The sequence below is a fragment of the Cupriavidus sp. 05N39 genome (assembly GCF_056397325.1).
Map to the genome: position 1 here is coordinate 47,809 of NZ_JBFTNE010000013.1, position 23,898 is coordinate 71,706.

17 protein-coding genes are annotated in these 23,898 nt (G+C 66.9%); 11 read left to right on the forward strand and 6 right to left on the reverse strand.

All coding sequences use genetic code 11. The features are described 5' to 3' along the window. Positions 1-41: 41 nt before the first annotated feature. On the reverse strand, positions 42-200 hold the full coding sequence (locus tag AC1DN0_RS08525; RefSeq protein WP_441631688.1) for a hypothetical protein: 159 nt from the start codon (positions 198-200) through the stop codon (positions 42-44). Positions 201-510: 310 nt separating this feature from the next. Here AC1DN0_RS08525 and AC1DN0_RS08530 point away from each other — a divergent pair, with 310 nt between their 5' ends. Further along, positions 511-1,140 (forward strand): response regulator, encoded by a 630-nt coding sequence (locus tag AC1DN0_RS08530; protein ID WP_441631686.1) that lies wholly within the window; start codon positions 511-513, stop codon positions 1,138-1,140. Between the two features lie 129 nt (positions 1,141-1,269). On the opposite strand, the gene AC1DN0_RS08535 is transcribed toward AC1DN0_RS08530, so the two are convergent. Together AC1DN0_RS08535 and AC1DN0_RS08540 are read right to left on the reverse strand one after the other, a co-directional pair. Beyond that, positions 1,270-2,391, reverse strand: a complete 1,122-nt coding sequence (locus AC1DN0_RS08535) for a porin (protein WP_441636705.1) — start codon at positions 2,389-2,391, stop codon at positions 1,270-1,272. A 142-nt stretch (positions 2,392-2,533) separates the two neighbouring features. Continuing rightward, a complete protein-coding gene (locus AC1DN0_RS08540) occupies positions 2,534-2,821 on the reverse strand; it encodes a hypothetical protein (RefSeq protein ID WP_477145651.1) in 288 nt (95 codons plus the stop codon). Here AC1DN0_RS08540 and AC1DN0_RS08545 point away from each other — a divergent pair. Together AC1DN0_RS08545 and AC1DN0_RS08550 are read left to right on the forward strand one after the other, a co-directional pair. Continuing rightward, positions 2,820-4,424 carry a hypothetical protein gene (locus AC1DN0_RS08545; protein WP_441636701.1) on the forward strand — a complete coding sequence of 535 codons (1,605 nt, stop codon included), beginning with the start codon at positions 2,820-2,822 and terminating at the stop codon, positions 4,422-4,424. The genes AC1DN0_RS08540 and AC1DN0_RS08545 overlap by 2 nt on opposite strands. After that, the gene (locus AC1DN0_RS08550) at positions 4,372-6,117 is read left to right on the forward strand and encodes a M14 family metallopeptidase (RefSeq protein ID WP_441636699.1); all 1,746 of its coding nucleotides are present in this window, start codon (positions 4,372-4,374) and stop codon (positions 6,115-6,117) included. Before AC1DN0_RS08545 ends, AC1DN0_RS08550 begins: the two co-directional genes overlap by 53 nt. Positions 6,118-6,189: 72 nt before the next feature. Here AC1DN0_RS08550 and AC1DN0_RS08555 read toward each other — a convergent pair whose 3' ends face one another. The 3 genes from AC1DN0_RS08555 to AC1DN0_RS08565 all read right to left on the reverse strand — a co-directional run bounded on the left by AC1DN0_RS08555 (position 6,190) and on the right by AC1DN0_RS08565 (position 8,857). After that, positions 6,190-6,390 carry a hypothetical protein gene (locus AC1DN0_RS08555; protein ID WP_035871790.1) on the reverse strand — a complete coding sequence of 67 codons (201 nt, stop codon included), beginning with the start codon at positions 6,388-6,390 and terminating at the stop codon, positions 6,190-6,192. Between the two features lie 177 nt (positions 6,391-6,567). Then, a complete protein-coding gene (cysK, locus tag AC1DN0_RS08560) occupies positions 6,568-7,485 on the reverse strand; it encodes a cysteine synthase A (RefSeq protein WP_045236850.1) in 918 nt (305 codons plus the stop codon). Between the two features lie 151 nt (positions 7,486-7,636). Further along, positions 7,637-8,857: a GGDEF domain-containing protein gene (locus AC1DN0_RS08565; protein WP_441636696.1), complete on the reverse strand. Its 1,221-nt coding sequence runs from the start codon at positions 8,855-8,857 to the stop codon at positions 7,637-7,639. A gap of 969 nt (positions 8,858-9,826) precedes the next feature. On the opposite strand from AC1DN0_RS08565, the gene AC1DN0_RS08570 reads away from it, so the two are divergent. The 8 genes from AC1DN0_RS08570 (at position 9,827) to AC1DN0_RS08605 (ending at position 23,836) form a co-directional block, all read left to right on the forward strand. Beyond that, entirely contained in the window at positions 9,827-12,691 is a 2,865-nt protein-coding gene (locus tag AC1DN0_RS08570; protein WP_477145652.1) for a bifunctional glycoside hydrolase/polysaccharide deacetylase family protein, read from the forward strand. Next, positions 12,654-16,817 (forward strand): tetratricopeptide repeat protein, encoded by a 4,164-nt coding sequence (locus AC1DN0_RS08575; protein WP_477103461.1) that lies wholly within the window; start codon positions 12,654-12,656, stop codon positions 16,815-16,817. The genes AC1DN0_RS08570 and AC1DN0_RS08575 overlap by 38 nt, the downstream gene beginning before the upstream one ends. A gap of 57 nt (positions 16,818-16,874) precedes the next feature. Continuing rightward, complete coding sequence (locus tag AC1DN0_RS08580) at positions 16,875-17,432, forward strand: penicillin-binding protein activator LpoB (RefSeq protein ID WP_441635484.1); 558 nt, start codon at positions 16,875-16,877, stop codon at positions 17,430-17,432. A gap of 13 nt (positions 17,433-17,445) precedes the next feature. After that, entirely contained in the window at positions 17,446-18,891 is a 1,446-nt protein-coding gene (locus AC1DN0_RS08585) for a PelD GGDEF domain-containing protein (protein WP_441635486.1), read from the forward strand. After that, a complete protein-coding gene (locus AC1DN0_RS08590; RefSeq protein ID WP_441635488.1) occupies positions 18,884-19,870 on the forward strand; it encodes a tetratricopeptide repeat protein in 987 nt (328 codons plus the stop codon). Before AC1DN0_RS08585 ends, AC1DN0_RS08590 begins: the two co-directional genes overlap by 8 nt. Continuing rightward, positions 19,867-21,468, forward strand: coding sequence for a GT4 family glycosyltransferase PelF (gene pelF / locus AC1DN0_RS08595; protein ID WP_441635489.1), 1,602 nt, complete (start codon positions 19,867-19,869; stop codon positions 21,466-21,468). Before AC1DN0_RS08590 ends, pelF begins: the two co-directional genes overlap by 4 nt. A gap of 1 nt (position 21,469) precedes the next feature. Beyond that, a complete protein-coding gene (gene pelG, locus AC1DN0_RS08600; protein WP_035870095.1) occupies positions 21,470-22,840 on the forward strand; it encodes an exopolysaccharide Pel transporter PelG in 1,371 nt (456 codons plus the stop codon). A gap of 249 nt (positions 22,841-23,089) precedes the next feature. Further along, positions 23,090-23,836, forward strand: coding sequence for a response regulator transcription factor (locus AC1DN0_RS08605; protein WP_441635493.1), 747 nt, complete (start codon positions 23,090-23,092; stop codon positions 23,834-23,836). Positions 23,837-23,898 lie beyond the last annotated feature (62 nt).

Sequence of the window (23,898 nt, forward strand, 5' to 3'; positions counted from 1 at the left end):
ATGGGCCGGTGGCGCGAGGTATGTTTCCGGGCGTCGGAAACTCACTGCCCGGCCAGGCCGGACCACGCCATCAGCAACCATCCGATGCCGGTGCAGGCGCCAAGCCAGCCAAGCACCACCAGCGCGATGGTCGACCACTTCACCGGGACTGCCGCGCGGCCGCCACGTTCGATATGCGTGGCGTGATGCTGGTGGCGCATGGCAGCGTGGCGGGCAGTGGCAGTAACTTCGGACGGGAGCGGCTCATGCTTACTTTCCTTGGCTAGGCAAGACACGGCTTGCACAAGGGGGCAGCTTAGCGCCCCAGTGACGCGGGTGTGTGTCCGGGTTGTAAGGAAATGTGCACGGGACAAAAGTGCACCAGCCTCGCCATGGCTCATCCCGGTTACCTTGAGAGTTCGCTTGGTTTCGTCGATGCATTGAGATAATTCACGCCTCATAGCAGAAAATTCCTAGAGCCTGTTCGGGAGAGTTTCAGCCAAAATCGCACGCTAGCTAACAGGGGCTGATATGGACCAAGTCGAAGTGGAAGAACCGTTATCCGTGGTGGCTGTGGACGACCATCCGTTTATCCTCGAGTCGATCCGCGCCAACTTGCACAGGCACGGCCGATACGCGCTGGTGGCCGTCGCGGCGGACGGGGTGGAGGGGCTGAACGTGCTACGGCAATTGCGTCCAGCGCTGGCAGTGGTCGATATCAACCTGCCAGGCCTGGACGGGCTGGAAGTGGTGCGCCGCGTTCGCGCGATGGAGCCGCCGACCCGGATCGTGGTGCTGTCGGGCGGCGATCCCGAACGCGATGCGCAACTGGCGCGCTGGGCTGGCGCGAGTGCCTATGTGAGCAAGTCGCATCCCTTTCACTTGCTGGCGGCGGCACTCGATATGGTGCAGCAGGGGTATGCCGTCTTTCCCGAATCCATCTGCAACGCGGGCCTCGATGGCGAAGCCGCGGCCAATGCCACGCGGCTCACACCGCGCGAGTCGCGCGTGCACCAGTTGCTGTCTGATGGGTACGACAACCTGGAAATAGCGACGCGGCTGGGGATTTCGCCAAAGACCGTGGCCACCTTCAAGCACCGGGTTGCCAGGAAGCTGGGACGGCCCGGCGACGCCACGCCGCGCTTGCCGCAAGCCAGTTGATCCGGGCGATTGGCGGAAGCGTTGATGTGCGAGGGCATCACGAAACAGGAGCGCGCATGCCTTGCCGGCACGCAACGGGTGCCGGTCGGCCATCAGCACGCTTTCAGACTTACTGCGGGACGGCCACCATCAGAAGATATGGCGAACGCCGGCCACGGCGCCGAACTGGTTCCTGTTGCCCGGGTTGGCGTCGGCCTTCGTATTGGTGACGGCAACGCCGGTCAGGGGGCCACTCTTACCGTTCAGGCCCAGTCCGGAACCGTCACGGTTGCGGGCGTAGGCCAGGTTCAGGTAGACGTCGGTGCGCTTGGACAGCGAATAGTCGCTCGACACCACGAACAGCCACGGATCTGCCGAGACGCGGCGGGCGTCTTCATAGTAGGCGGCGCCGGTGAGCTTCAGGGCCGGCGTCACGTTGTAAGCCATGCCGGCCCACATCAGGTTGGAGCTGACCTTGGCCGTGGAGGTGGTGATTTGGCCCTCGCTGTTTCCCACCACCCAGTTGCCGCCGCGCGCATAGCGATAGCCCAGGAAGGCCTTGGCCGGGCCGAAGGCATATCCACCGGCGATCGAGGCGCTGCGCGCGTTGATTTCATCGCTATTGGACAGCGTGGTATTGCGCTGCTCGTACATGACACCCACATCGAACGGGCCGCTGGCGTAGGCCAGGCTGGCGCCGTACTCGCGGTTCTTGCCGCCCTGGCCGGCGGTTTCCTTGCCATCGTAGGCAAAGCTGTACATGGCGGCGGCGGTGACGCCGTTGAAATTGCCCACGTACTTCACCGAGTTGTTGGCGCGGCTCATGAAGCCGGCGTCGAGCGAGGTAACCGAGTAGCGCGCCGAGATGGACATCGGGTCATAGCGCAGGCCGAAGTCATACATCGGCGTAGTCTGGCGGCCCAGGGTCAGCGTGCCGAACTGGCCTTGCAGGCCAACCGTTGCAGCCCGGTTGAACAAACCATCCGTGCTGCCGGCGCCGTCGTCGACGGAGAAGCCGCTTTCCAGCTGGAACAGCGCCTTCAACCCGCCGCCCAGGTCTTCCACGCCGCGCAGGCCCCAGCGCGAGCCGGACATATTGCCCGACTGCATGGCCACGCGGCTATTGCTGTTATTTGCCTTGGTGGCGCCATTGGCATTGGAAAGGTACTCGATGCCGACGTCTACCACGCCATACAGCGTCACGCTCGATTGCGCCTGGGCGCTGGCGGCGAAGAGGGTGGCTGCGGCGACTGCGAACAGCTTGATTTTCATGGGTTTTCCTTGATGAGTTAATCGGGGAACGTCCACCGTTCGAGAGGAATTATGTGAGGCGATGCGCGGGGATAAGAAGCGGATGCTCGGTTGGTGTTGTAATTAGGAAACTTGTTTTTGACTAATTATTTCTTCTTTTAAATCAAAGGCTTGATTTGAATTTATGTTGATGTAAATGATTTTTAATGGAAAGTAATCCTAGTTCAATTTGGTTGTAAATTCGTTTTTTCAATTTATTGTATTTTTTTAGTTCCAATATAAAGATGTTGTGAATAGGCGATTGCCATAACATCAGCCGGAGCCACTYCCAGCCGTTCGCCATGCCTTTCCGCAAGAACAGCAACGCGCCGCGCGGTGGTCTCTTTCCCCCTGGCCTGTTACCTGGCTCGATCCAATCCAACTCAACCTTGCAGGAGGTTTGCCGCGCCATGGCGTCTCGCCCTTTCCTCGCCGCCATGCAGCGAGCCCGATGCGGCGATGTCGCCGCGCAGATCGCGCTTGGCAAGGCCTATCTCTATGGGCATGACGGTGCCGCCGCGAACCAGCACAGCGCTTTGTTCTGGCTGGCGCGTGCGGAGCAGGGCGGCGCGGCCTGGGTGCGGCGGATGATCTGGGAAGACATCGCGCTGGACGTGGCGCGCCGCTCAGTGCAAGCCGATCTGGCGCTGGCCTGCTACGCGGAAGGCGGCCGGGCCGGTTCGAGCGTGGCACGTTGGCGCTACGCGCAATGGGCGCTGGCTCCGGACGCCCGGCCGCAATCCGATCGCGCGCTGGCGCTGGCATGGTTGCGCGAGCTTGCCGACGAGGGTCATGCCGAGGCGGCTTTCAGGCTGTTGGCATGGCTGCGGGCGCAGCCTGCCCAGCCAACGCATGCGGACGAACTGGCGCGGCTGGCGCGGCTCGCGGCGGTCCCGCCGGCCGGCGGAGCCGGGCCAGCCGCTGGCGGCACCGAGGCGGCCGATCCGCCTGGCATGCTGGCGCAGGCCGAGGCGCTGCTTGACCATGCCGACAGGCATCCCGACGTGATCCGGTTCGGGCGCCAGCTGCTCGAACGCGCGGCGCGCACCGGTTCGGCCGAGGCCCAGTTCCGGCTGGGGCTCTGGCATGGCCAGATGGATCGCCAGGGCGCCACGCTCGACGCCGGTGACCGCATTGGCAAGGCCAGCCATACCGAGGCCCAACGCTGGCTGTCGCGTGCCGCGGCGCAGGGACATGCCGAAGCAAGCTATGCGCTGGCCTGCCTCTACCGCAACCGCCACTTCACGCGCTACAGCGTGGGGCTTGCAGACGAGGCGCTTGGCAAGGCCGCGGCGCTTGGCCATGCCGAGGCCCAATACCAGCTAGGCCGGCGCTTGTGGCGCAGGCGCGGCGTGGACCTGGCCAGCCGGCTGGAAGCCAGTGCCTGGCTATGGCTGAGCGGACGCAATGGCGTGACTCAGGCCGATGACATGCTGCGCCGCCTGATCGAACCCGCACGCCCCGCCTCGCAGCGCCAGTGGGACCAGGCGGCGCGCTACGTCATGCGCATGCCCCTGAGCGGCCCCCTGCGGCTCATGGGCATGCGGGTGCGGCTGGCGCAGGCGTTCGGGCTGGAGCGCAACGAGATGATGTGGCTGGATCCGCTGCAGGCCCGGCACGGGCACTGTCTCGCCGTCGACGTGTCTGCCGCCTGCTCTCGCGCCAGGCCGCGACTGATCCTGCTGGACAGCGCGCTGCAGCAGCGCGTACTTGCCGAGGCCTGCACGCTGTTCAGGGGCGGACCGAAGGCTGGCGGAGAGGGCGGCGAGGGCGATGAAGGCGGTGAAGACGATCGCCTGGCCCGCCTCGACCTGCTGCTGGAACTGGCCCGGCCGAGGCTGCGGAAGGTGCTGCCCGGCGCGGCAGCCAGCGGGCCTGGGTGTGGCCGCACGCAGGATCGGGAGCCTGCCTATAATGCCGGATCCGATTCCCAGTCCGCCGCGCGCGGCGCCAAGGCCAGCCATGACGATCCTGCTCGATACCTCCATTTCACGCACTCTGGATGGCCTGACTGAGCGCCTTGCCTCCCTGCCCGGCACGCGCGTGGAAGCCTGGGTGTTCGAGGATGCCGCCGCGCGCCGCGCCGCAGAGCATCGCCTGGCCGCAGCGGGTGTGGCGGCGGTCATCCGCAGCGCCTACAAGCCGCTGCTGCATTTCTTCCTCGATGAACTGGGCCTGGAAACCGATCACGGCCCGCTTGCCGGCGCGCGCGACATCGCCGTGCGCCTGCCTGCCGCCACGACGGCAACGGCGGCAACAACGGCACAGCGTTTCCGGCTGGAAGCCTATCCGCTCGCCGGCATGCTGCCTGGGGGCAGGCTGCGCCTGGACGAGGGCGACGACCCGGGGCACTATGCCGTCCAGCTCGATGGCGGCATCGCCCATCGCGTATTCGTGCCGCTAGCGGCGTCGGGCGCGCCGTGCGGGTGGCTGCGTGTGTGGCAGGGTGACACCTGCCTGGAGGATGGGCCGCTGGCGACCGAGTTCGAACTGGCATTCGCCGCCGCCATGAACGCGATCCGCAGCCATGGCTGGGGGGTGCAGGCGCCCTGTTTCGATGTCCTGCGCATTGGCATCGGCACAGGCGGCATCGAGCGCCGGCTGTCCTGTCAGGACGAGTGCATCAGTACGCGCGAAGCCCTGCACGAAGACCTGTATTTCTCCATCCTGGAGTTCTTCCAGGATCGCGCCGGCTTGCCGCGCGGCGATCGTACCTTGCAACCCGGCCAGATCGTGCCGGACGTGCGCAGCGCGGATGGCACCGATGGCGCTACACGGGTGCGCGTGGAATTGCTGCCGCATCCGCGCGTAGTGGCCGCCGACGCTGCCGGGACGGCGCTTTCCGCCGACGCGCTCGCCGGGCTCTCCCGGCCGCTGACGCCGGATGAAGCCGCCGTCGAGATGCAAGCGCTTGGCGGCAAGCGCTTCAGCGTCCTGTCCACGCAGGGGCGCGTGGTCCACGCCACCCACATCGAAGGCTCGCTGCCGGGGCTGGTGATTTCCGGTGGTCAGCATGCCAACGAAACCTCTGGCGTGGTGGGTGCGCTGCGCGCGGCACACGCGCTGAAGCAGCGCCCGCATGCGCACTTCGCCCTGATCGCGCTGGAAAATCCCGACGGTGCGGCCTTGCATGTGCATTTGCGCGAGGACAACCCCCGCCATATGTCGCATGCCGCGCGCTACACGGCATTAGGCGACGACCTCGAGGCACGCACGGCGCCGCCGTTCGGGGAGAAGGCGGCGCGCCTGGAGGCGATCGAGCGTACCGGCGCGGGGCTGCACATGAGCCTGCATGGCTATCCCGCCCACGAATGGACGCGCCCGCTTACCGGCTATGTGCCGCCGGGCTTCGAGACCTGGACCATTCCCAAGGGCTTCTTCCTGATCCTGCGCCACCACGCGGGGCGCGACGGCACGGCATTCATGCAGGCGCTGACTGCGCAACTCGCGGCCTCGCCGGAACTGGCCGGATTCAACGCCCGGCAACTCGCCACCTGGGGCGGCCATGCCGGCGAGGTGCCATTCCCGGTGCTTAACGGGATTCCCTGCATGATCGTCGAGGATCATCGTTCAACCGTGCCCTTCACCCTGGTCACCGAATTCCCGGACCAGACCATCTATGGTGACGCCTTCCGCCTGGCGCATACGACGCAGATGCGGACCGTGCTGGCCGCGGCGGAACTGTACTGGGCGGGGCTGCTGAACTGAGGCCAGGCGGCTCAGGGGCCGCATGCCGATGGGTGCGTGGCGGGGCAGGGCAAGGGCCCCGGCCAGATGGCTTCAATGGATCGTGCGTGTCACCTTGACGTGCGGCACCGTTGTCGCTGCCGTGCTTTCGGGCGTGGCGCCTTCGTCTTGCTCGATCATGGTGGCCGCGAGGCTGAGCGCAGCCTGCATCTCTTCATGCGACAGACCGGACGATAGCGCAAGACGCACCGCCAGGGATGCCAGTCGTGCGACTTCATAACTTGGGATGCTCATCTCAACTCCTTGTGTCAACGCTTTACCGGGCCCCGCCGCGCGGGGCAGCGGGACCTGTGGTGCGCCAGATCGGCAAAATCGGCAGCCGGCGCGCTCTTGCGCCGGCACCTGTCAATCTCCAGTATGGTTCACCGCGGGCCGCGCTGCCTGAAGAGAATCCCCCGGCGGCACGCGGCCTTATGCTGGCAGGAAGCCTTCCACAGTGAGATAGCGCTCGCCGGTGTCGTAATTGAAGCCCAGCACGGTGGCACCGGCCGGCAGGTCRGGCAGTTTCTGGGCAATGGCGGCAAGGGTGGCGCCGGACGAGATACCCACCAGCATGCCCTCTTCGCGTGCGGCGCGGCGCGCCATCTCGCGTGCCGGCTCGGCGTCGACCTGGATGACGCCGTCCAGCAGTTCGGTATCCAGGTTCCTGGGGATGAAGCCGGCGCCGATGCCCTGGATCGGGTGCGGTGCGGGCGCGCCGCCGGAAATGACCGGCGAGGCCACGGGCTCGACCGCGAATACCTTCAGCGCGGGCCACTTCTGTTTCAGTACGCGGGCGCAGCCGGTGATATGGCCGCCCGTGCCCACGCCGGTAATCAGGGCGTCGATGCCCTGCGGGAAGTCCGCCAGGATCTCCAGCGCAGTGGCCCGGACATGTGCTTCGATATTGGCGGGATTCTCGAACTGCTGCGGCATCCATGCGCCGGGCGTGGCCGCCACCAGTTCCTCGGCACGGGCGATCGCGCCCTTCATGCCTTTTTCGCGCGGGGTCAGGTCGAAGGTGGCGCCGTAGGCCAGCATCAGGCGGCGGCGTTCCACCGACATGCTGTCAGGCATCACCAGCACCAGCTTGTAGCCCTTGACCGCGGCCACCATGGCCAGGCCGATCCCGGTATTGCCCGAGGTGGGCTCGATGATGGTGCCGCCGGGCTTGAGCAGGCCGGACTGCTCGGCTGCCTCGACCATCGACAGGGCGATCCGGTCCTTGATGGAACCTCCGGGGTTGGAGCGCTCGGACTTGATCCAGACCTGATGCGTATCGCCAAAGAGCCGCTGGACGCGGATATGCGGCGTATTGCCAATGGTCTGCAGGATGTTGTCGACCTTCATTCGGAATCTCCAGGGATGTTTTCTAACCGGACTCGCGAGTGCGTCCGGACTAGCATGCGCTGGGGGATTCTAGCCGGGCAGCGGATGGCGATGCGATTTTCCCGTCATATCGGCACGGGCAAGCGCTGGCGGGCGCGCGGCTGCCCGGCGCTCAGTGGCAGGCTTCGGTTTGCGCAGGCAGGCAGAGTTCGCGCGCGGGCAGCGATTCCAGTTCCGAGGCGAGGACGACGCGGCTGCGGCCGCGCCGCTTGGCCTCATACAGCGCGCGGTCGGCGCCACCAAAGAGCTTGTCCCAGGTGGCTGTCCCGCCGCCCTGGCCGTCGCGGATCTGCGCCACGCCGATGCTGGCGCTGGCGAATCCGCCAAGCTCGTGCGGCAACGCGATGGCGCGGATGCCTCGCAGGATGCGGTTGGCCAGCAGGATGGCATCGGCTTCGGTGGTATGCGGGCAAAGCACGCAGAATTCTTCCCCGCCATAACGGCCCGCCAGGTCCGTGGCGCGGTGCGTTTCCTTCAGGACCTTGCCGATCTGCTGCAGGATGCGGTCGCCCGCCCGGTGTCCGCTGCTGTCATTGATGTGCTTGAAGCGATCGATGTCGATCACCAGGCAGCTCAGCGGATGACCGCGGCGCGTGAATTCGGCGGACAGCACCCGGGCGGCGTCATCCATGGCGCCGCGGTTCAACAGCCCGGTCAACGGATCGAGGCGCGCCTGCTTTTCCTGTTCGGCCAGCATCCCCTCCATGGTCATTAGCGTAAAGCCAGCCAGGCCGGCGAGGATTGCCACGAAGGCAGGCAGCAGGCGCAGCTGGAACAGGACCTCGGCATCCAGGCTGGACGCCGGGGCGCCCGCCTTGAGTACCGCATACAGGCCGCAGCACTGCGCCAGCCATTGCAGGCCGCACGCCGTCAGCACCAGCGGACGGCTGCGGCGGGTCAGTGCTTGCGGCCGTTGCAACAGGTAAGCGAGCGTGAAGCAGGCGGTGACGGCAGCCACCGCGTAGCCAGTGATTTCGGCCAGGCGGCTGCCGTTGCCCAGCGCGGCGGCAGCGAGCACGGCGACGATGGCGAGCGCACCGGCAGTGAGCGGGCGGGAGTCCGCCGATTGGCGGCCATCGGCCAGCAACACGCCGCGATGGATCAGCAGCTGGGCGGCCACGCCAAACAGCGGCGCCAGCAGCAGGAACCAGGCAGGCCCGCCGCGGGCATCGATGACCAGCAGGCCCGCGGCGCAGGCGAACACCTGTCCCGCACCCCAGGCGCGGCCGGCCGCGCTCTGGCGCAGGGCCATCATCAGGGCCGCGAGGATGCATTGCGTGGCGGTGAACAGGACAAGCAATGCCATCACGGCAGTGCCCTCATCTGACTGCATGAGAATCCCCATCGAGTTCGGCGCGCGGTCGATGCGCCGGAGTTTGCCTTCGAAGGTGGGTTCGCGCGTGTTGCGTGGAGCCCGTCTGTGCGCCCTGGCTGGGTTGCGACATTCCCGAATGCGGCGTGCCGCCGGCGCATGTCCGGTGTGGTCTTGCCGAGGTGAATATGTTCTTCTGTTTGAAAAAATTCTACACAGCGAAGCGCCGCAAATGCCTTGTTTTCACCGCGTGTGACAATTGTTAACATTGGCCCCGAGGCGCGTGATCTAAGATTCCCTTGGCGGTTGCGCCGGACGGGCGGTATGCGTTGTATTACGGCCCTGGCCATGGCGGCGCGACGCGTGGCTATTGGTCACCGCTGACTCGTCAGCGCCGAATTTCCGGCACGTACTGCGATATGTTTTCTTTGCAGAAAATGCCAAAAATGCCCTAAATATCCACTTTGTAATAATCTTCACCGGGCGCGGTGGGCACCCTGGCGCGGCGACTCCGCCTAAGCGTGCTGCCGTTGGCAACACCCAGGAGCGGCCAGGCTTGGCGGATTCCGTCAGTGCGCCAATCGAAGCGGTCGGAGCCAGGAATCCGGCACTATCAGGCAACTGTTGCACCTTCCCGCATTTGCCCGAGTGCTTCATCCCTAGTCCGAAATGCTTATAGGCAGGCTTACCCGCATGCCTCAGAATTCCCCCCCCGCCATAGTGCCTGATCAGGCACTTTGATAAATATCCCGCGGGGGACTGCCCGGTATTTCGGGCAGCGTGGGAAGCCGTAGATGGGAACAGCCATACCCGGAATGCATCGTCACGCGGCACCAGGCGCGAGAGCGCGTTGGCAGGCAAGCAAAGCGAGCTCTTCCGGAGCGGGACATAAAAATGAAGAAAACAGGGGGCCAACAAGTGAATTTGTTGCGAATGGACGGTGTCATGCGCCGCGTGGCTGGCTTGCGCCAAGCAAGCCGGGGTACGCCGATGACAAGAGCCTGGCTTGGCGCGCTGCTGGCCGTGATTGCTGCCTGGCTATGCCCGGCACAGGCGCAGGCGCAGACCGCGACACCCGCAGGTGTACGCGCCCCCAACATTGCCTTCCACTACGGCAGCAAGCCGCCGGTGGACTCCTTGCAAGCCTTCGATATCGCGGTGGTCGAACCCGACAGCGGCTTCGACCCGCGCACCGCCGCCACGCCCAATACGCAATGGTTCTCCTACGTCAGCATTGGCGAGGTCTATCCTTCGCGCCCCTACCTGAAGGACATCCCCAAGGCCTGGCTGACCGGCAATAACGACGCCTGGGGCGCCCGCGTGGTCGACCAGGCCGCCGAGGGCTGGCCTGCCTTCTATGTGGACAAGGTCATCACGCCGCTGTGGCAGCGCGGCTTTCGCGGCTTCTTCCTCGACACGCTTGATTCCTACCAGCTCGTTGCCAAGACCGATGCCGAACGTGCCCGCCAGGAAGCAGGCATGGTGGCGGTGATCCGCGCCATCAAGGCCCGCTATCCCGACGCCAGGCTGATCTTCAATCGCGGCTTCGAGATCCTGCCGCAAGTCAGCCAGCTGGCGTACGCGGTCGCGTTCGAGTCGCTCTACCGCGGCTGGGACCAGGCGGGCAAGCGCTACACCGAAGTCAGCGAGGCCGACCGCAACTGGCTGCTGGGCCAGGCCCGCACGATCCGGGAGCAGTACCGCTTGCCGGTGATCTCGATCGACTACTGCCCGCCCACCGACCGCAAGTGCGCGCGCGACACCGCCGCGCGGATCCGCGCGCTGGACATCATCCCCTACGTGGCCGACCCTGGCCTGCAGACGGTTGGCATCGGCAGCATCGAGGTGATGCCGCGCCGCGTGCTGGTGGTGCAGGACCGCGAGCCCGGCGTGTCGATCGACGACTCCGCCGGCGTGCGCTTCGTTTCCATGCCGCTGAACTACCTGGGCTATCGCGTCGACTTCGCCGAAGCCAGCCAACCGCTGCCCGAGATCGGCCCGGACCGCTACGCGGGCGTGGTGGTGTGGATGGCCGGCAATGTGCGCGATCAGCCCGGCCGCTTCTTCAGCTGGGTACAGCGCAATATCGACCAGGGCGTGCCGGTGGTGTTCCTGAATGACTTCGGCGCGCGCATGAACGGCTCGCTCGCCTCGAGCCTGCAGCTCAACCCGGTCAAGGGCAAGGTCGGCGTCAAGGCGGATGTGGTATCCAAGGACCCGATGATGGGCTTCGAGATGCCGGTGGCGCCGGACCGCACCCAGGCGGCGCTCGTGCAGGTCGGCGATGGCCCTGGCTATCGCTCCCTGCTGCGCCTGAATTCGGGCACGCTGACCTACGACGCCGCCGCGATTACTCCCTGGGGCGGCTATGTGCTGGGCCCCTATGCCGTGCGGCAAAGCGCCAACGACCAGGACCGCTGGGTCGTCCAGCCGCTCGCTTTCCTGCGCGAAGCGCTGCGTCTGCCCGACATGCCGGTACCGGATGTCACCACCGAGAACGGCCGGCGCCTGCTGACCATCCATGTGGACGGAGACGGTTTTGCCTCGCGCGCCGAGATCCCTGGCGGCGGCTTCTCCGGCGAAGTGCTGTTCCGCGAGATTTGGGACCGCTACCGCCTGCCGATGACGATGTCGATCATCCAGGGCGAAGTGGCCAGCGATGGCATGTATCCCAAGCTGACCGCGCAGCTGGAGCCGATCGCACGCAAGATCTTCGCGCAGCCCTATGTGGAGGTGGCCAGCCACACCTTCTCGCATCCCTTCGAGTGGGGCCGCACGGTGCCCGGTGGCGCGCATTCGGAGAACGCCACCGAAGGCGACGCAGATTTCCACCTGGCGATTCCGGGCTACACCATGGACCTCAAGCGCGAGGTCGGCGGCTCCATCGACTACATCAACCGTACGCTCGCGCCCGCCGGCAAGCCCGTCAGCATGCTGCTGTGGTCGGGCGACTGCCAGCCACCCGCCGAGGCGATCAGGCTGACCGACCAGGCCGGCGTGCTCAACATGAACGGCGGCGATACGCTGATCACGCGCAGCAACCCGACCTGGACCGCGATTTCCCCGCTTGGCATCAACAAGGCCGACGGCACCTTCCAGGTGTTCGCCCCGAACCAGAACGAGAACGTCTACACCAATCTCTGGCATGGCCCGTTCTACGGTTTCGAGCGCGTGATTGAAACCTACGAGCTGACCGACCATCCGTACCGCTTCAAGTCGGTCAACATCTACTATCACAATTACTCGGGCACCAAGGCAGCCTCGCTCAAGGCGCTGCGCAAGGTCTACGACTACGTGCAGAGCCAACCGCTGCTGCCGGTGCATGCCACCGACTACGTGCGCAAGGTGATCGACTGGCAAGGCATGGCGGTGGCGCGCGAAACCGGCGGCGACGGCAAGCAGCCCGGCGCGTGGATCGTGCGCGGCGACGGCAATCTGCGCAACGTGCGCTGGACCGGCGCGGGCGTGACCGACGTGGCGGCCTCGCAAGGCGTGACCGGCACTTCGCCGGCGCCCGGCGGCGGTGTCTACGTGCACCTGGCCGATGGCGCCTCGCGCATCGTGATGCGCGGGCCCGGCGCCGCCGCGCCCGCCGGCCCCGAGGTCGCCGAGGCCAGCGGCTTCGTGCGGAACTGGCAGCGCGCCGGCCAGGGCAGCGCACAGCAGATCCGTTTTGAGTTCAGCGGCTACACCAAGCCTTTCTTCCGTCTCGCAGGGGCGGACCGCTGCCGGGTTGCCATCGATGGCAAGCCGGTGCAGGGCGTGCGGGAGCGCGGCACGCTGCGCTTCGATACCACACCCGTTTCCCATCCCGACAATGCCAAGCAAAGCGTCGAAATCACCTGCRCCGCCTGAGCGCGAGCGGTTGTTGCAGCCAGCGTTCGTGCTGACCTTCACCGCCATGGTGGGGATCGGCCTGGCGCTGATGTTCCCGCGCGAAACCTTGCGCGAACGCCTGCTGGGTGAAGGCCGCGCGGTTGACGGCCTGAGCATGGCCTACCTGGAAGCCTGGTGGCGTGCCGCGCCGGAAGACAACGGTTTCATGGCGGTGCTGGCCGAGCAATATGCGCGTACCGGCCGCCTGGACGAGGCCGAAGCCATGCTGGCCCGGCTGGAAGCGCGCCATGCCGCCAGCCGGCAAGGGCCAGTGCGCGCGCGCGCCGCCGCCGACGCCGAACTACCCAACCAGATCCTGCGCACCCGTATCGAGATCACGCAGCAGCGCGCGTTTGCCGCGTTGCCGGACACGCCGGAGCGCAAGCAGTACATCGAACGGCTCGCCGGGTTGCTCGACCAGGCATTGCCGATGCAATGGGGGCGTACCGATCTGGAAGAGCTCGCGACCGCCGCGCGCTCGATCAACGCGCTCAAGCCGGCGCAGCATTTCTACCGCGCGCTGGCCAAGAGCGATCCCGCCCGCGCCGAGCTGTGGAGTGCGCAGGCGGCATCGGCGGCGCTGGCTGGCGGTGATTACCAGCAAGCGGCCGACGCGCTGTTCGCCGCGCAGGCACACGCCACCGATCCGACCGAGCAGCGCCGGCTGTTCCTGGCCGCGCTCAAGACGCTGCAGTCCGGCAACGAACTCGACAAGGCGCTGGCGCAGGCCGAGCAACACGGCGGCAAGCTGCTGGAAAATGCCGAGGTCCTGCGCTACCTGACCAAACTGGCGCTGGCCGCCAACCGGCCCGAGCAGGCGGCGCACTATGCGCAGCGGTTGCTGCGCCTGCCGCCGAGCATGCAGCCTGCCCCGCTGGGAGCATCGCTGCAACGCGCCGAAGTGCGCCGGGTTGCCGCCGCCCAGCCCTGGGCCGCGCAGGGCGTCATTTTCCTGGACGGTCCGCGCGGGCTGGCCCTGCGCCGCGCAATGGGCGACGCCGCGATGCCGCACCTGCGCCGAGTGGCGGATTCCGCCGGCGCGGGCAAGCCTGCCGCAGTGGCTGCGCCGGCCGCACCTGCGGTGGCGCACAGCGGCGCCCCGCCCGCGGCCGAGCGCGCGTTCAACGCCGATGACTACGAACTGGCCTTCCAGGTCTTCCTGGCCGCCGGCAAGCTCGACGACGCCCAGCGCGTCGCCGAGACCGCCGTGCGGCGCCAGCCCGGCGCGCAGCGCTGGCGCGAACGCCTGGCGCAGGTCGCGGAATGGAATCGCCAGCCCGCGGTAGCGCTCAGGAGCTGGCTCGAATATGCCCAGGCCACCAACGACGAGACCGCCTGGAAGGCGGTGCTGCGCCTGGCCCCGGGACTGAGCGACGATCGCGCCTACCTGGCCGCGCTGCGCCATCGCGCCGGCAGCGGCGACCTCGCCACCATCGACCAGGTGGTCGCCACCTACGAACGGCTGGGAGAGCCAGAGCAAGGGCTGGCTTTCCTGCAAAGCCTGAGCCACGGCCCCAACGCGCGCCAGATCATGGAGCGCCAGGCGGAACTGGCAGAGCGCGCCGGCAAGGATGCCCGCGCCTACGAGCTCTACACGGAGCTGCAGCAGCGCTTTGGCCCACGTCCCCAGTACGCGCTCAAGCAGGCCAACCTGCTTTACGTGCGCGGCAAGCTGGCCGAGGCGCTGCAGGCCATGGTGCCGTCCATGCGCACCGCGCGCTCCACCGATATCGAGTACTGGCGCACCCTGACCGAACTGGCACGCCTGAACCAGCGTGGCGACTTGCTCGAACAAGGCTACCGGCAACTGATGCTGGCCATGGCCGAGTCGCATGACGATCACTGCATGGCCATGCCGCCGGGCGCCGGCCGCAACGACTGCCTGGCCGAAGTGCGCGATATCGAGGAATCGGATTTCTCGAACCTGATGGATTTCTACGACAGTTCGCCCATTGATGCAGGGCGCATTGCCGAGGCCAGCTGGCGCAAGGGCGGCAAGCTCGTGTCGCTAGAACTCGCCATCAACTACTACACCCGCGCACGGGCCTACGGCCGCGTCGCCGCCTTGCTGCAGGGCATGACCCCCGGGCAGCTGAAGCAGGCCGAGCAATCCAGCCGTTTCCTGGCCATGCGCGCCGAGTACCAGCGCGCCCGCGGCGAGCGCGAGCTGGCCCTGGCCGACCTGCGCCGTGCCGCCAGCCTGCCCGATGCTGGCAGCGAGACGCTGGCCGCGCTGATGTGGGCGCTGGTCGATCTCGGCTCGGATACCGAAGTGCGCGCCATGATGCTGCGCCTGAAGAGCGAGGCCGAGGGCAACCCGGATCTGTGGGGCGCCTTTGCCGCTGGCAGCATGCGCTTCCAGGACGGCCGCACCGCGCTGCATTACCTGCGCAAGATGGCCGACGGCAAGAACGCCGATCCGCTCTGGCTCGGGCTTGCCGCGGATGCCTACGACGCCATCGGGCAGACCAGCACTGCCTGGCGCCTGCGCCGCCAGGCCTGGGTTGACCTGCATGGCGACCGTACCGCAAGCGGGCGCCGTGCCTCGGATCCCCGCAGCATGGATCCGGCAGCCGAGGAGGAAGATGCGCAAGGCGGCCCCGCGCCTGCCGAACTGCGCCGCCAGACAGTGGCGCTTGGCCAGATCTTTGCGTCGGGGGATGTCTCGCAGCGCCTGGTGATCGAGATGCTGCGCGGCGACCGCACCGTGATGGCGGGTGCCAACGCCGCCAACTGGACCGGGCCGGCCAATCCGGCTTCGCGCCTGGGTGAGATACCCGGCTTGCCGCCGCTGGACGCCAGTGTGCCGGCGGGCATGGCCCAGCGCGAAGCGCGCCAGCAGGCGGTGGTCTCGTCCGCCGCCAAGGAAGTGGCGCTGGCGTGGGCGCTGTCGAACGAATCCAATGAACTGGCGCGTGCCTGGCTGGCACGCCAGTATGCGCGCCAGTTGCTGCGCCCGGCCTATGCCGAGATCACGCTGGCGCTGGCGAACCAGGATCTGGCCGCGCTCGACCGCGTGCTGGAGCGCCAGGCCGGCCGCATTCCGGTGGACAACCAGATCGAAGCCAACGTGCAGCTCGACCGGCTCGGCGCCGCGCAGACGCTGGCCTACGAGACGCAGGAAACCACCCGTACCGACGACGCGCTGCAGGAGACCCTGCAGGACACGCTGCTGTTCAATGCGCAGGCCATCGAGCCGCGCATGACATACCAGCGCCAGAGCCCGCTGAGTTATTTCGACTACGGCCTGGCCGGCGGCGTGCGCCTGTGGGATGGCTATGACCTGAACCTGCGCGGTGCCTGGCGCACCCAGCACAGCGTGGACCAGACGCAGCTTACCGGCGTGCCTTCGTCCGACAAGCGTGGCGAGCTGTCGCTCGGCTACCGCGACCAGCACCTGCGCTGGCGCTTCGGCGTGGGACGGCGCGACGGCCTGGATAGCGTGACCACCGCGCGATTTACCGGCGAGTGGCGCGAGGGTACCCGGCTGAACCTCACCACGCTGGCCGGCCTCAACCAGCAAGCCGACGAGTCGGCGGCGCTGCGGGTCGGCGGCGTCAAGGACGTGCTCGGACTGGGCGCGACCTACAACTTCAGCCTGCGCGAATTCGCGGGCGCGCGTATCGAGTACGACCGTTTCCGTGGCCAGGACGGCTCACAACTGGGTCACGGCCTGGTGTACGACCTGGAGCTGGGTTATCGCATCCGTACCGCTTACCCGGACTACACCGTGCGCCTGGTCGGCACCCACGCTACCTACAGCACGCGCGGCGGCACGCTCAGCAGCAAGCTGGCGACGCTGGTACCCGCCGACGACGAAGCCACGCCCGGGTTCTACATGCCGCAGGGCTTCACGCAGGCGGGCGTGACTTTCGGTTTCGGTACCGAGCTGCTCGACGACTACACGCGCAAGTGGCGGCCTTTCGCCGAGATCGGCCTGTTGCACGACACCCGTGCCGGGCAGAACTTCCGGGCCCAGCTTGGCGTGGCCGGCAAGGTGTTCGGAAACGATCACCTGTCCATGTATGTGCAGCACGAAACCGCGGCACGCAATGGCGGCACGCCGCTGACCGAAGCGGGTGTTCGCTACAAATGGCTTTTTTAATCCGGGCGGGCACACCAGTGCCGGTTCACCGTACGCAATCGAGAAGGGGAGTGAGTCATGGAGAAAACTAGCACGAAGCAGAACCGCGCGGCACGACTGCTGGGCTGGTGCGGTGCGCTGGGCGCGGCCCTTTGGCTGGCCGGATGCGCGGTGACCGACGTGGGCCGCGCCCCCGCGCTGCCTGCCGGCGAATCGCTGGCGGTCTTGCCGATCGTCAACTACACCGAGACGCCGCAAGCGGGCCTGCGCGCCGAGGCGATTGCGGAGAGCTTGCTGAAGACCGGCGGCATTGCCAACGTCAAGCGCTATCCGGCCAGCCTGAACCCGGAAACGCTGTTCGAGCCGGCCGAGCGGGAATCGGTGGGCAAGGCGCTGGAATGGGCGCGTACCCAGAAGGTGCGCTATGCCCTCACCGGCGCGGTGCAGGAATGGCGCTACAAGGTCGGCGTGGATGGCGAGCCGGCGGTGGGCATTTCCCTGCAGCTGCTCGACGTGAGCACCGGCGAGGTGGTGTGGACCGCCACCGGCAGCGACAGTGGCTGGAGCCGCGAATCGCTGTCCGGTACCGCGCAGAAGCTGCTGCGCCGCCTGCTGGCGCCGCTGCGCCAGGGTTGAGTCGCGGGAGAGCGTGATCGTGGCCAATACAGCCGACAAGATACGGGAAGGACAAGGCATCGGCGCGGGCGGCCGCTATTTGCGGTTGCTCGCGCCCGCCACGAGCGGACCGGTCTCTGCGGTCGAGCTGGTGGTGACGATGGCCCTGGCGATGGCACTGGGATACGCGGTCCTGCCCGACAACCCCCTGCTGCTCGGGCTGGGTTTCCCCTGGGCATGGCTGCTGCCGATCATACTGGCGCTGCGCTATGGCACGCTGATTGGCGTGGGTAGCGTGCTGATGATGCTGGCTGGCTGGTTCTTTTTCCACCAGGTCGGAGCGCAGCCGGGGGCATTTCCGCGCCTGTTCTTCCTGGGAGGGCTGCTGACGGTGCTGGTGGCCGGGCAGTTCGGCGATGTGTGGGGCACGCGGCTGGCGCGCGCGCGCGCCGTCAATCGCTACCTGGAAGAGCGCCTTGCCGCGCTGACCAAGAACCACTACCTGCTGCGCGTATCCCACGCGCGGCTGGAGAACGACCTGCTGGCCAGGCCCACCACGCTGCGCGATACGCTGTCGCAAATGCGTGCCGTGACGCTGGAAGATAGCGCGTCCGGCAGTGCGCTGGTTGGCGCGCGCCCCATGCTGCAAGTGGTGGCGCAGGCCTGCCAGGTGGAAGGGGCAGCGCTGTACGCGGTCGTTGGCGACAAGGTGGCGGACGAGGCCTCGGCGCAAGTTGGCCCGGCATTCGAGTTCGACGCCAACGATGCGCTGGTGCGCCATTGCCTGGAGACGCGCCAGCTGGCGCACCTGCAGGCCGGCGGGCTGTCGCGCCAGTCGCCGGATCATCCGCAGACCCGCTATGTGGCGGTGGCACCGGTGCTGTCCGGGGCCGACAAGCTGGTTGGCCTGCTGGTGGTCGAGCGCATGCCGTTCCTGTCGCTCAGCTACGAGAACCTGCAACTTCTGATGGTGCTGATGGGCTACTACGCCGATGGCGTCGAGCATGCCGCGTCCACCCGAGCCATCGAGGCGGCCGTGCCAGGCTGCCCGTACGACTTCGCGCTGGACTACGCCCGCTTGTCCCGGCTGCGCCGCGATAGCGGCATCGAAAGCACGATCGTTGCGCTGGTGTTCGACCTGGACGAGTCCCGCGATGCGCTGTTCGAGCAGGTCATCCGCAGCCGCCGCGCGCTCGACGTGGCATGGCCGCTTACCAGTGTGCACCAGCGCGCGCTGCTGACCCTGATGCCGCTGTCCGACAACGAGGCGGCCTCGGCCTACCTGGTGCGGATCGAGGACATGTTGCGAGCCCAGTTCGGCACGGATTTCGAAGCCGCGCGCATCGGCGTGCATATGCTGGCCGTGCCAGCCAGCGCACCGGTGGAGCCGCTGATCCGGCTGCTGCACCGTTGTCATGTGGATGTACACCCGGCGCCGGTACCGGTGCCCGTGGCACTGGGCGAGGCTGCCCGTGGGTAAGCTCGGCGTCGGCGGCCTCACCGCACAAATCGCAGCCCTGGCGCTGCTGGCGCGCGCCGGTACCAGCACGCCGTTGCTGCTGGCTTTCCTGCTGTCGCAGGGGATTGCCGCCGCGATGATCGCGATAGTGCTGTGGCGCCTGCTGCCTCGGCGCTTCCGCGTGCCGTTCGCGTGGAGCTACGGCTATCTGTTCGCGTTCTGCTTCCTGGTGCCGATGGCGGGTGCCATCGTCTGCCTCGGCAGCTTGCTGATCGCGCGCCTGTTCCCGGGCCCGCGCCAGACGGCCGGCATTGGCCTGGTCGGACTGCCGGTGTTCGTCACTCACCTGATCTCGCGCGTGACCCATGGCGGAGGCGCCCGCTTGCGCGCGCAGCTTGGCAATACGCGCGCGCCGCTGCCCGAGCGCATGACCGCGCTGGTGGCCATGCAATCGATGCCGGCGCGCACATCCAGCCCGGTGTTGCGCGAACTGCTGGCCGATAGCGCCGACGACGTGCGCCTGCTGGCCTACGGCATGCTGGACGGCGCCGAGAAGCAACTGACCCAGCAGATCATGGCCGAGCTGCCGCGTCTTGAAGAGGCCCTCGACGCGAGCGAGCGCGGCGAGATCAACAAGCGCCTGGCCGACCTGCACTGGGAGCTGATCTACCAGAACCTGGTGCAAGGCGACGTCTACCGCTACACCGCGGACCAGGTCGAGCGCTACGCCCGCGCCGCGCTGGAGGTGGACCCTGAACAGGCCGGGCTGTGGTACATGCGTGGCCGCCTGGCCCTGAACCGCCACGAGCCCGCGCAAGCGCGCGAGTGGCTGGAGCGGGCCGAGGCGCTGGGTTTTGCGCGAGAGCGCACGCTGCCGCTGCTGGCCGAAGCCGCCTACCTGGAGCGCGACTACGCCGCCGTGCGCACCATCCTGCTGTTGTTCGACAGCCCATCGCCGTTGCCACTGGTACGGCCCCTGCTGCGTTACTGGCAATCATGAGCAATACCCCTTCGCCCCGCGCCGACTCGGCCGATGTGGCCCTGCTGCTTGAGGGCACCTTTCCGTATGTGAGCGGCGGGGTGTCGAGCTGGGTCAACCAGATGATCCGSGCKTTCCCGGAAATCCGCTTCGCCATCGTCTTTATCGGCAGCCGCCGCGAAGACTACGGCGATATGGTCTATGCGTTGCCGGACAATGTCGTGCACCTGGAGACCCATTTCCTCTACGACTTCGCGCCGCCGCCGCTGGTGCACGGCAGCGACGGCGATCCGGATACCTTCGCCGCCTCGGCGCAACTGCACGAGGTGCTGCGCCAGCCCGGTCGCGAGCAGGAGGCCGGCGAACTGATCCGCGAGCTGATGCCCGAGCTCAATGACGGCGGCAACCTGTCGGAAGATGCATTCCTGTACAGCCGCAATGCCTGGCGCACCATCACCGAGCAATATCGCCAGTACTGCACCGATCCGTCCTTCACCGATTACTTCTGGACCGTGCGCATCATGCACAAGCCCTTGTGGCAGCTGGCGCGCATTGCCGAGGGGCTGATCCCGGCCAGGGTCTACCACACGGTTTCCACCGGCTATGCCGGCTTCCTCGGCGCCATGCTGCACTACCGCACGGGCCGGCCCTTGCTGGTGTCCGAGCACGGCATCTACACCAAGGAACGCAAGATCGACCTGTTCCAGAGCCAGTGGATCCGCGACAACCGCAACGTGTTCGAGCGCGATATCTCGCAGATCAGCTATTTCCGCGAGCTGTGGGTGCGCTTCTTCGAAACGCTGGGCCGCGTGTGCTACGACGCCGGCGACACCATCGTCGCGCTCTACGAGGGCAACCGCCAGCGCCAGGTGACCGACGGCGCCAGGGCCGAGCGCACCCGCAATATTCCCAACGGCATCAACCTGCCGCGGCTGGCCGCGCTGCGCACCCGGCGCGCGTCCGGCGTGCCGCCCGTGCTGTGCCTGATCGGGCGGGTCGTGCCGATCAAGGACATCAAGACCTTTATCCGCGCCATGCTGACCGTGGTGCGGCAGTTCCCGGATGCCGAGGGCTGGATCGCGGGACCCGAGGACGAGGATCCCGAATACGCGCGGGAATGCCGCAGCCTGGCCGAGAGCCTGGGCCTCGCCGGGAAGGTCAAATTCCTGGGTTTCCAGCGCATCGACGACCTGCTGCCCAAGGTGGGCGTGCTGGTACTCAGCTCCATCAGCGAGGCCYTGCCGCTGGCGGTGCTGGAAGGCTTCGCCGCTGGCGTGCCGTGCGTGACCACCGACGTGGGCTCGTGCCGGCAACTGATCTTCGGCCTGCCCGGCGAGGATGCCGCACTGGGCGCCGCCGGCGACGTGGTGCGCATCGCCGACCCGGCCGCGCTGGCCGAGAAGGCGATCGGCCTGCTAGGTTCCCCGCGCGCCTGGCATGCCGCGCAGCAAGCCGGCATCCAGCGCGTGGAGCGGTACTACACGCAGGAGATGATGGTGGGCAGCTACCGCGAACTGTACACGCGCCTGATGGCGCAGCCACGGGTGGCGTCCTCTGCGGGCGCGTCGCCCGCCAGGGCGGCCCAGGCCGCGGGCTGCCCCATGAAGGGAGGGCGCTGAAATGGCGGGGATTGGTTTCGAACTACGCAAGATGCTGCGGCGGGACAGCCTGTCGGGCATGCTCGGCGCGTACGCCTATGCCGGCATCATCAGCTCCGGGCCGTGGGTCCTGTCGATTGTCGGCATCCTGCTGATCGGCCTGCTGAGCCTGCCCTTCGTGGTGCCGGGCAGCCTGGTGACACAGTTCCAGGTGTCGGTGACCTACCTGATCGCGGTCAGCCTGATCCTGACCGGGCCGATGCAGCTCTCGTTTACCCGCTTCACATCGGACCGGCTGTTCGAGAAGCGCGATGGCCTGGTGCTGTCGAACTACCACGCGGTGGCCCTGCTGGTCACGGTGCTGGCGGGCGCGGCCGGCATCGGCTGCGCGCTCTTCGCCTTCCAGGGCCAGTCGGTGCTCTACCGGCTGCTGATGACCGCGGGCTTCGTGGTCATGAGCAATATCTGGATCGCGGTGATCTTCCTGACGGGCATGAAGCAGTACAAGGCTATCGTCTGGACCTTCCTGCTTGGCTATACGCTGACGGTGGCGGCGGCGCTGGCATTGCGCGGCTATGGCCTTGAAGGCCTGCTCCTGGGTTTCGTGGCCGGGCAGTTGAGCTTGCTGACGGCGATGGTGGTGCTGATCTACCGCAACTACACCAGCCAGCGCTTCATGTCGTTCGAGGTGTTCCAGCGGCGCTATGCCTACCCGAGCCTGATGGCGATCGGGCTGCTGTACAACCTTGGCATCTGGCTCGACAAGTTCATGTTCTGGTATTCGCCGTCCACCGGACAGCAAGTGATCGGACCGTTGCACGCATCGATCATCTACGACATCCCGGTGTTCCTGGCCTACCTGGCGATCATCCCCGGCATGGCGGTGTTCCTGGTGCGCATCGAGACGGACTTCGTCGAGTACTACGACGCCTTCTACAACGCCGTGCGCGGCGGCAGCTCGCTTGAGCATATCGAGGATATGCGCAACACCATGGTGCAGACGATCCGCCTGGGGCTGTACGAGATCGTCAAGGTGCAGGCCATCGCGGCGCTGCTGCTGTTCGTGGTGGGCAGCTGGGTGCTGGGGGCGCTGGGCATCTCGGAGCTTTACCTGCCGCTGCTGTATGTGGACGTGATCGGCGCCAGCCTGCAGGTGGTGCTGCTCGGGGTGCTCAATATCTACTTCTACCTCGACCGCCGGCGCGAAGTGCTGCTGCTCACCGGGCTGTTTGTGATCCTCAACCTGGCGCTCACCGCGGTGACGCTGCAACTGGGCCCGGCCTGGTACGGCTACGGTTTCGCGATCTCGCTGCTGGTCGTGGTGGCGCTGGCTGTTTACATGCTCGACCGCAAGCTCGATCGCCTCGAGTACGAAACCTACATGCTGCAATAATGGTGCTACGCCCCGGGGGGCGGGGGCGATGCGGGTGCGCGGTACCCCCCCCACGCCAGTCTTGGCGTGGCGACGCCCGATTCTGTACCATTCCCCCCTACGCGCCTGGCCTGGCCTGCTCGCGCTCGCGCTTTCTCCCTGACGGAAAACGCGGGATGAACGCAGCAGTTGCGCAGGAGTTGCGCAGGAGTTGCGCAAGAAGTGCGCAGGAAGTGCGGGGCGGAACATGGCGGCAAGGAAGAGGTAAGTATGAGAATAGCTTCGGTGGAAGACGACAAGAGCCAGTCCGAGCTGATCCAGCAGATCCTGGTCTCGGCAGGCCATGAGTGCGAGTGCTTCGCCAATGGCAGCACGTTCCTGCGGGCGCTGCGCGAGCAGGCGTTCGACCTTCTTGTCGTGGACTGGCAATTGCCCGATACGAGCGGTCTCGAGGTGGTGACTTGGGTACGGCAGAACTCCGGTCCCAATCCGCCCATCCTGTTCCTGACCAGCCGCGCGATGGAGGAAGACATCGTCGCCGGGTTGGGCGCCGGCGCCGACGACTACATGATCAAGCCGATCCGGCGCGCCGAGCTGGTGGCGCGTGTTTCCGCCTTGCTTCGCCGCACCTATCCGCAGGCGCAGCAGGACAGCGCGGTGATCCGGGTGGGCAACTACCGTGTGGATCCGCAAGCGCGCACCGTGACCTGCGGCGAGAACAAGGCGGAGATCTCGCCGCGCGAGTTCGACCTGGCCCTGTTCCTGTTCCGCAACCTTGGCCGCCTGGTGTCGCGCGAGGTGATGGAACAAGCTGTCTGGGGCCGTGACATCGGGGCGGGCTCGCGCACGCTCGACACGCATATCTCGCGCTTGCGGATCAAATTGGCGCTGCGGCCCGAGAACGGCGTGCGCCTGACCTCCGTGTATTCGCACGGCTACCGTTTCGAAGCCGCGGGAGACGGTGACAAGCAGGAGCACCAGAATACCCCGGACGCTTTGGGCAAGCCGGACTTGTAGGGTTTGCAGGACTTGCACGACTTGCAGGGGTTGACGGATTTGTGGGATTCGCAGGGTTTGCA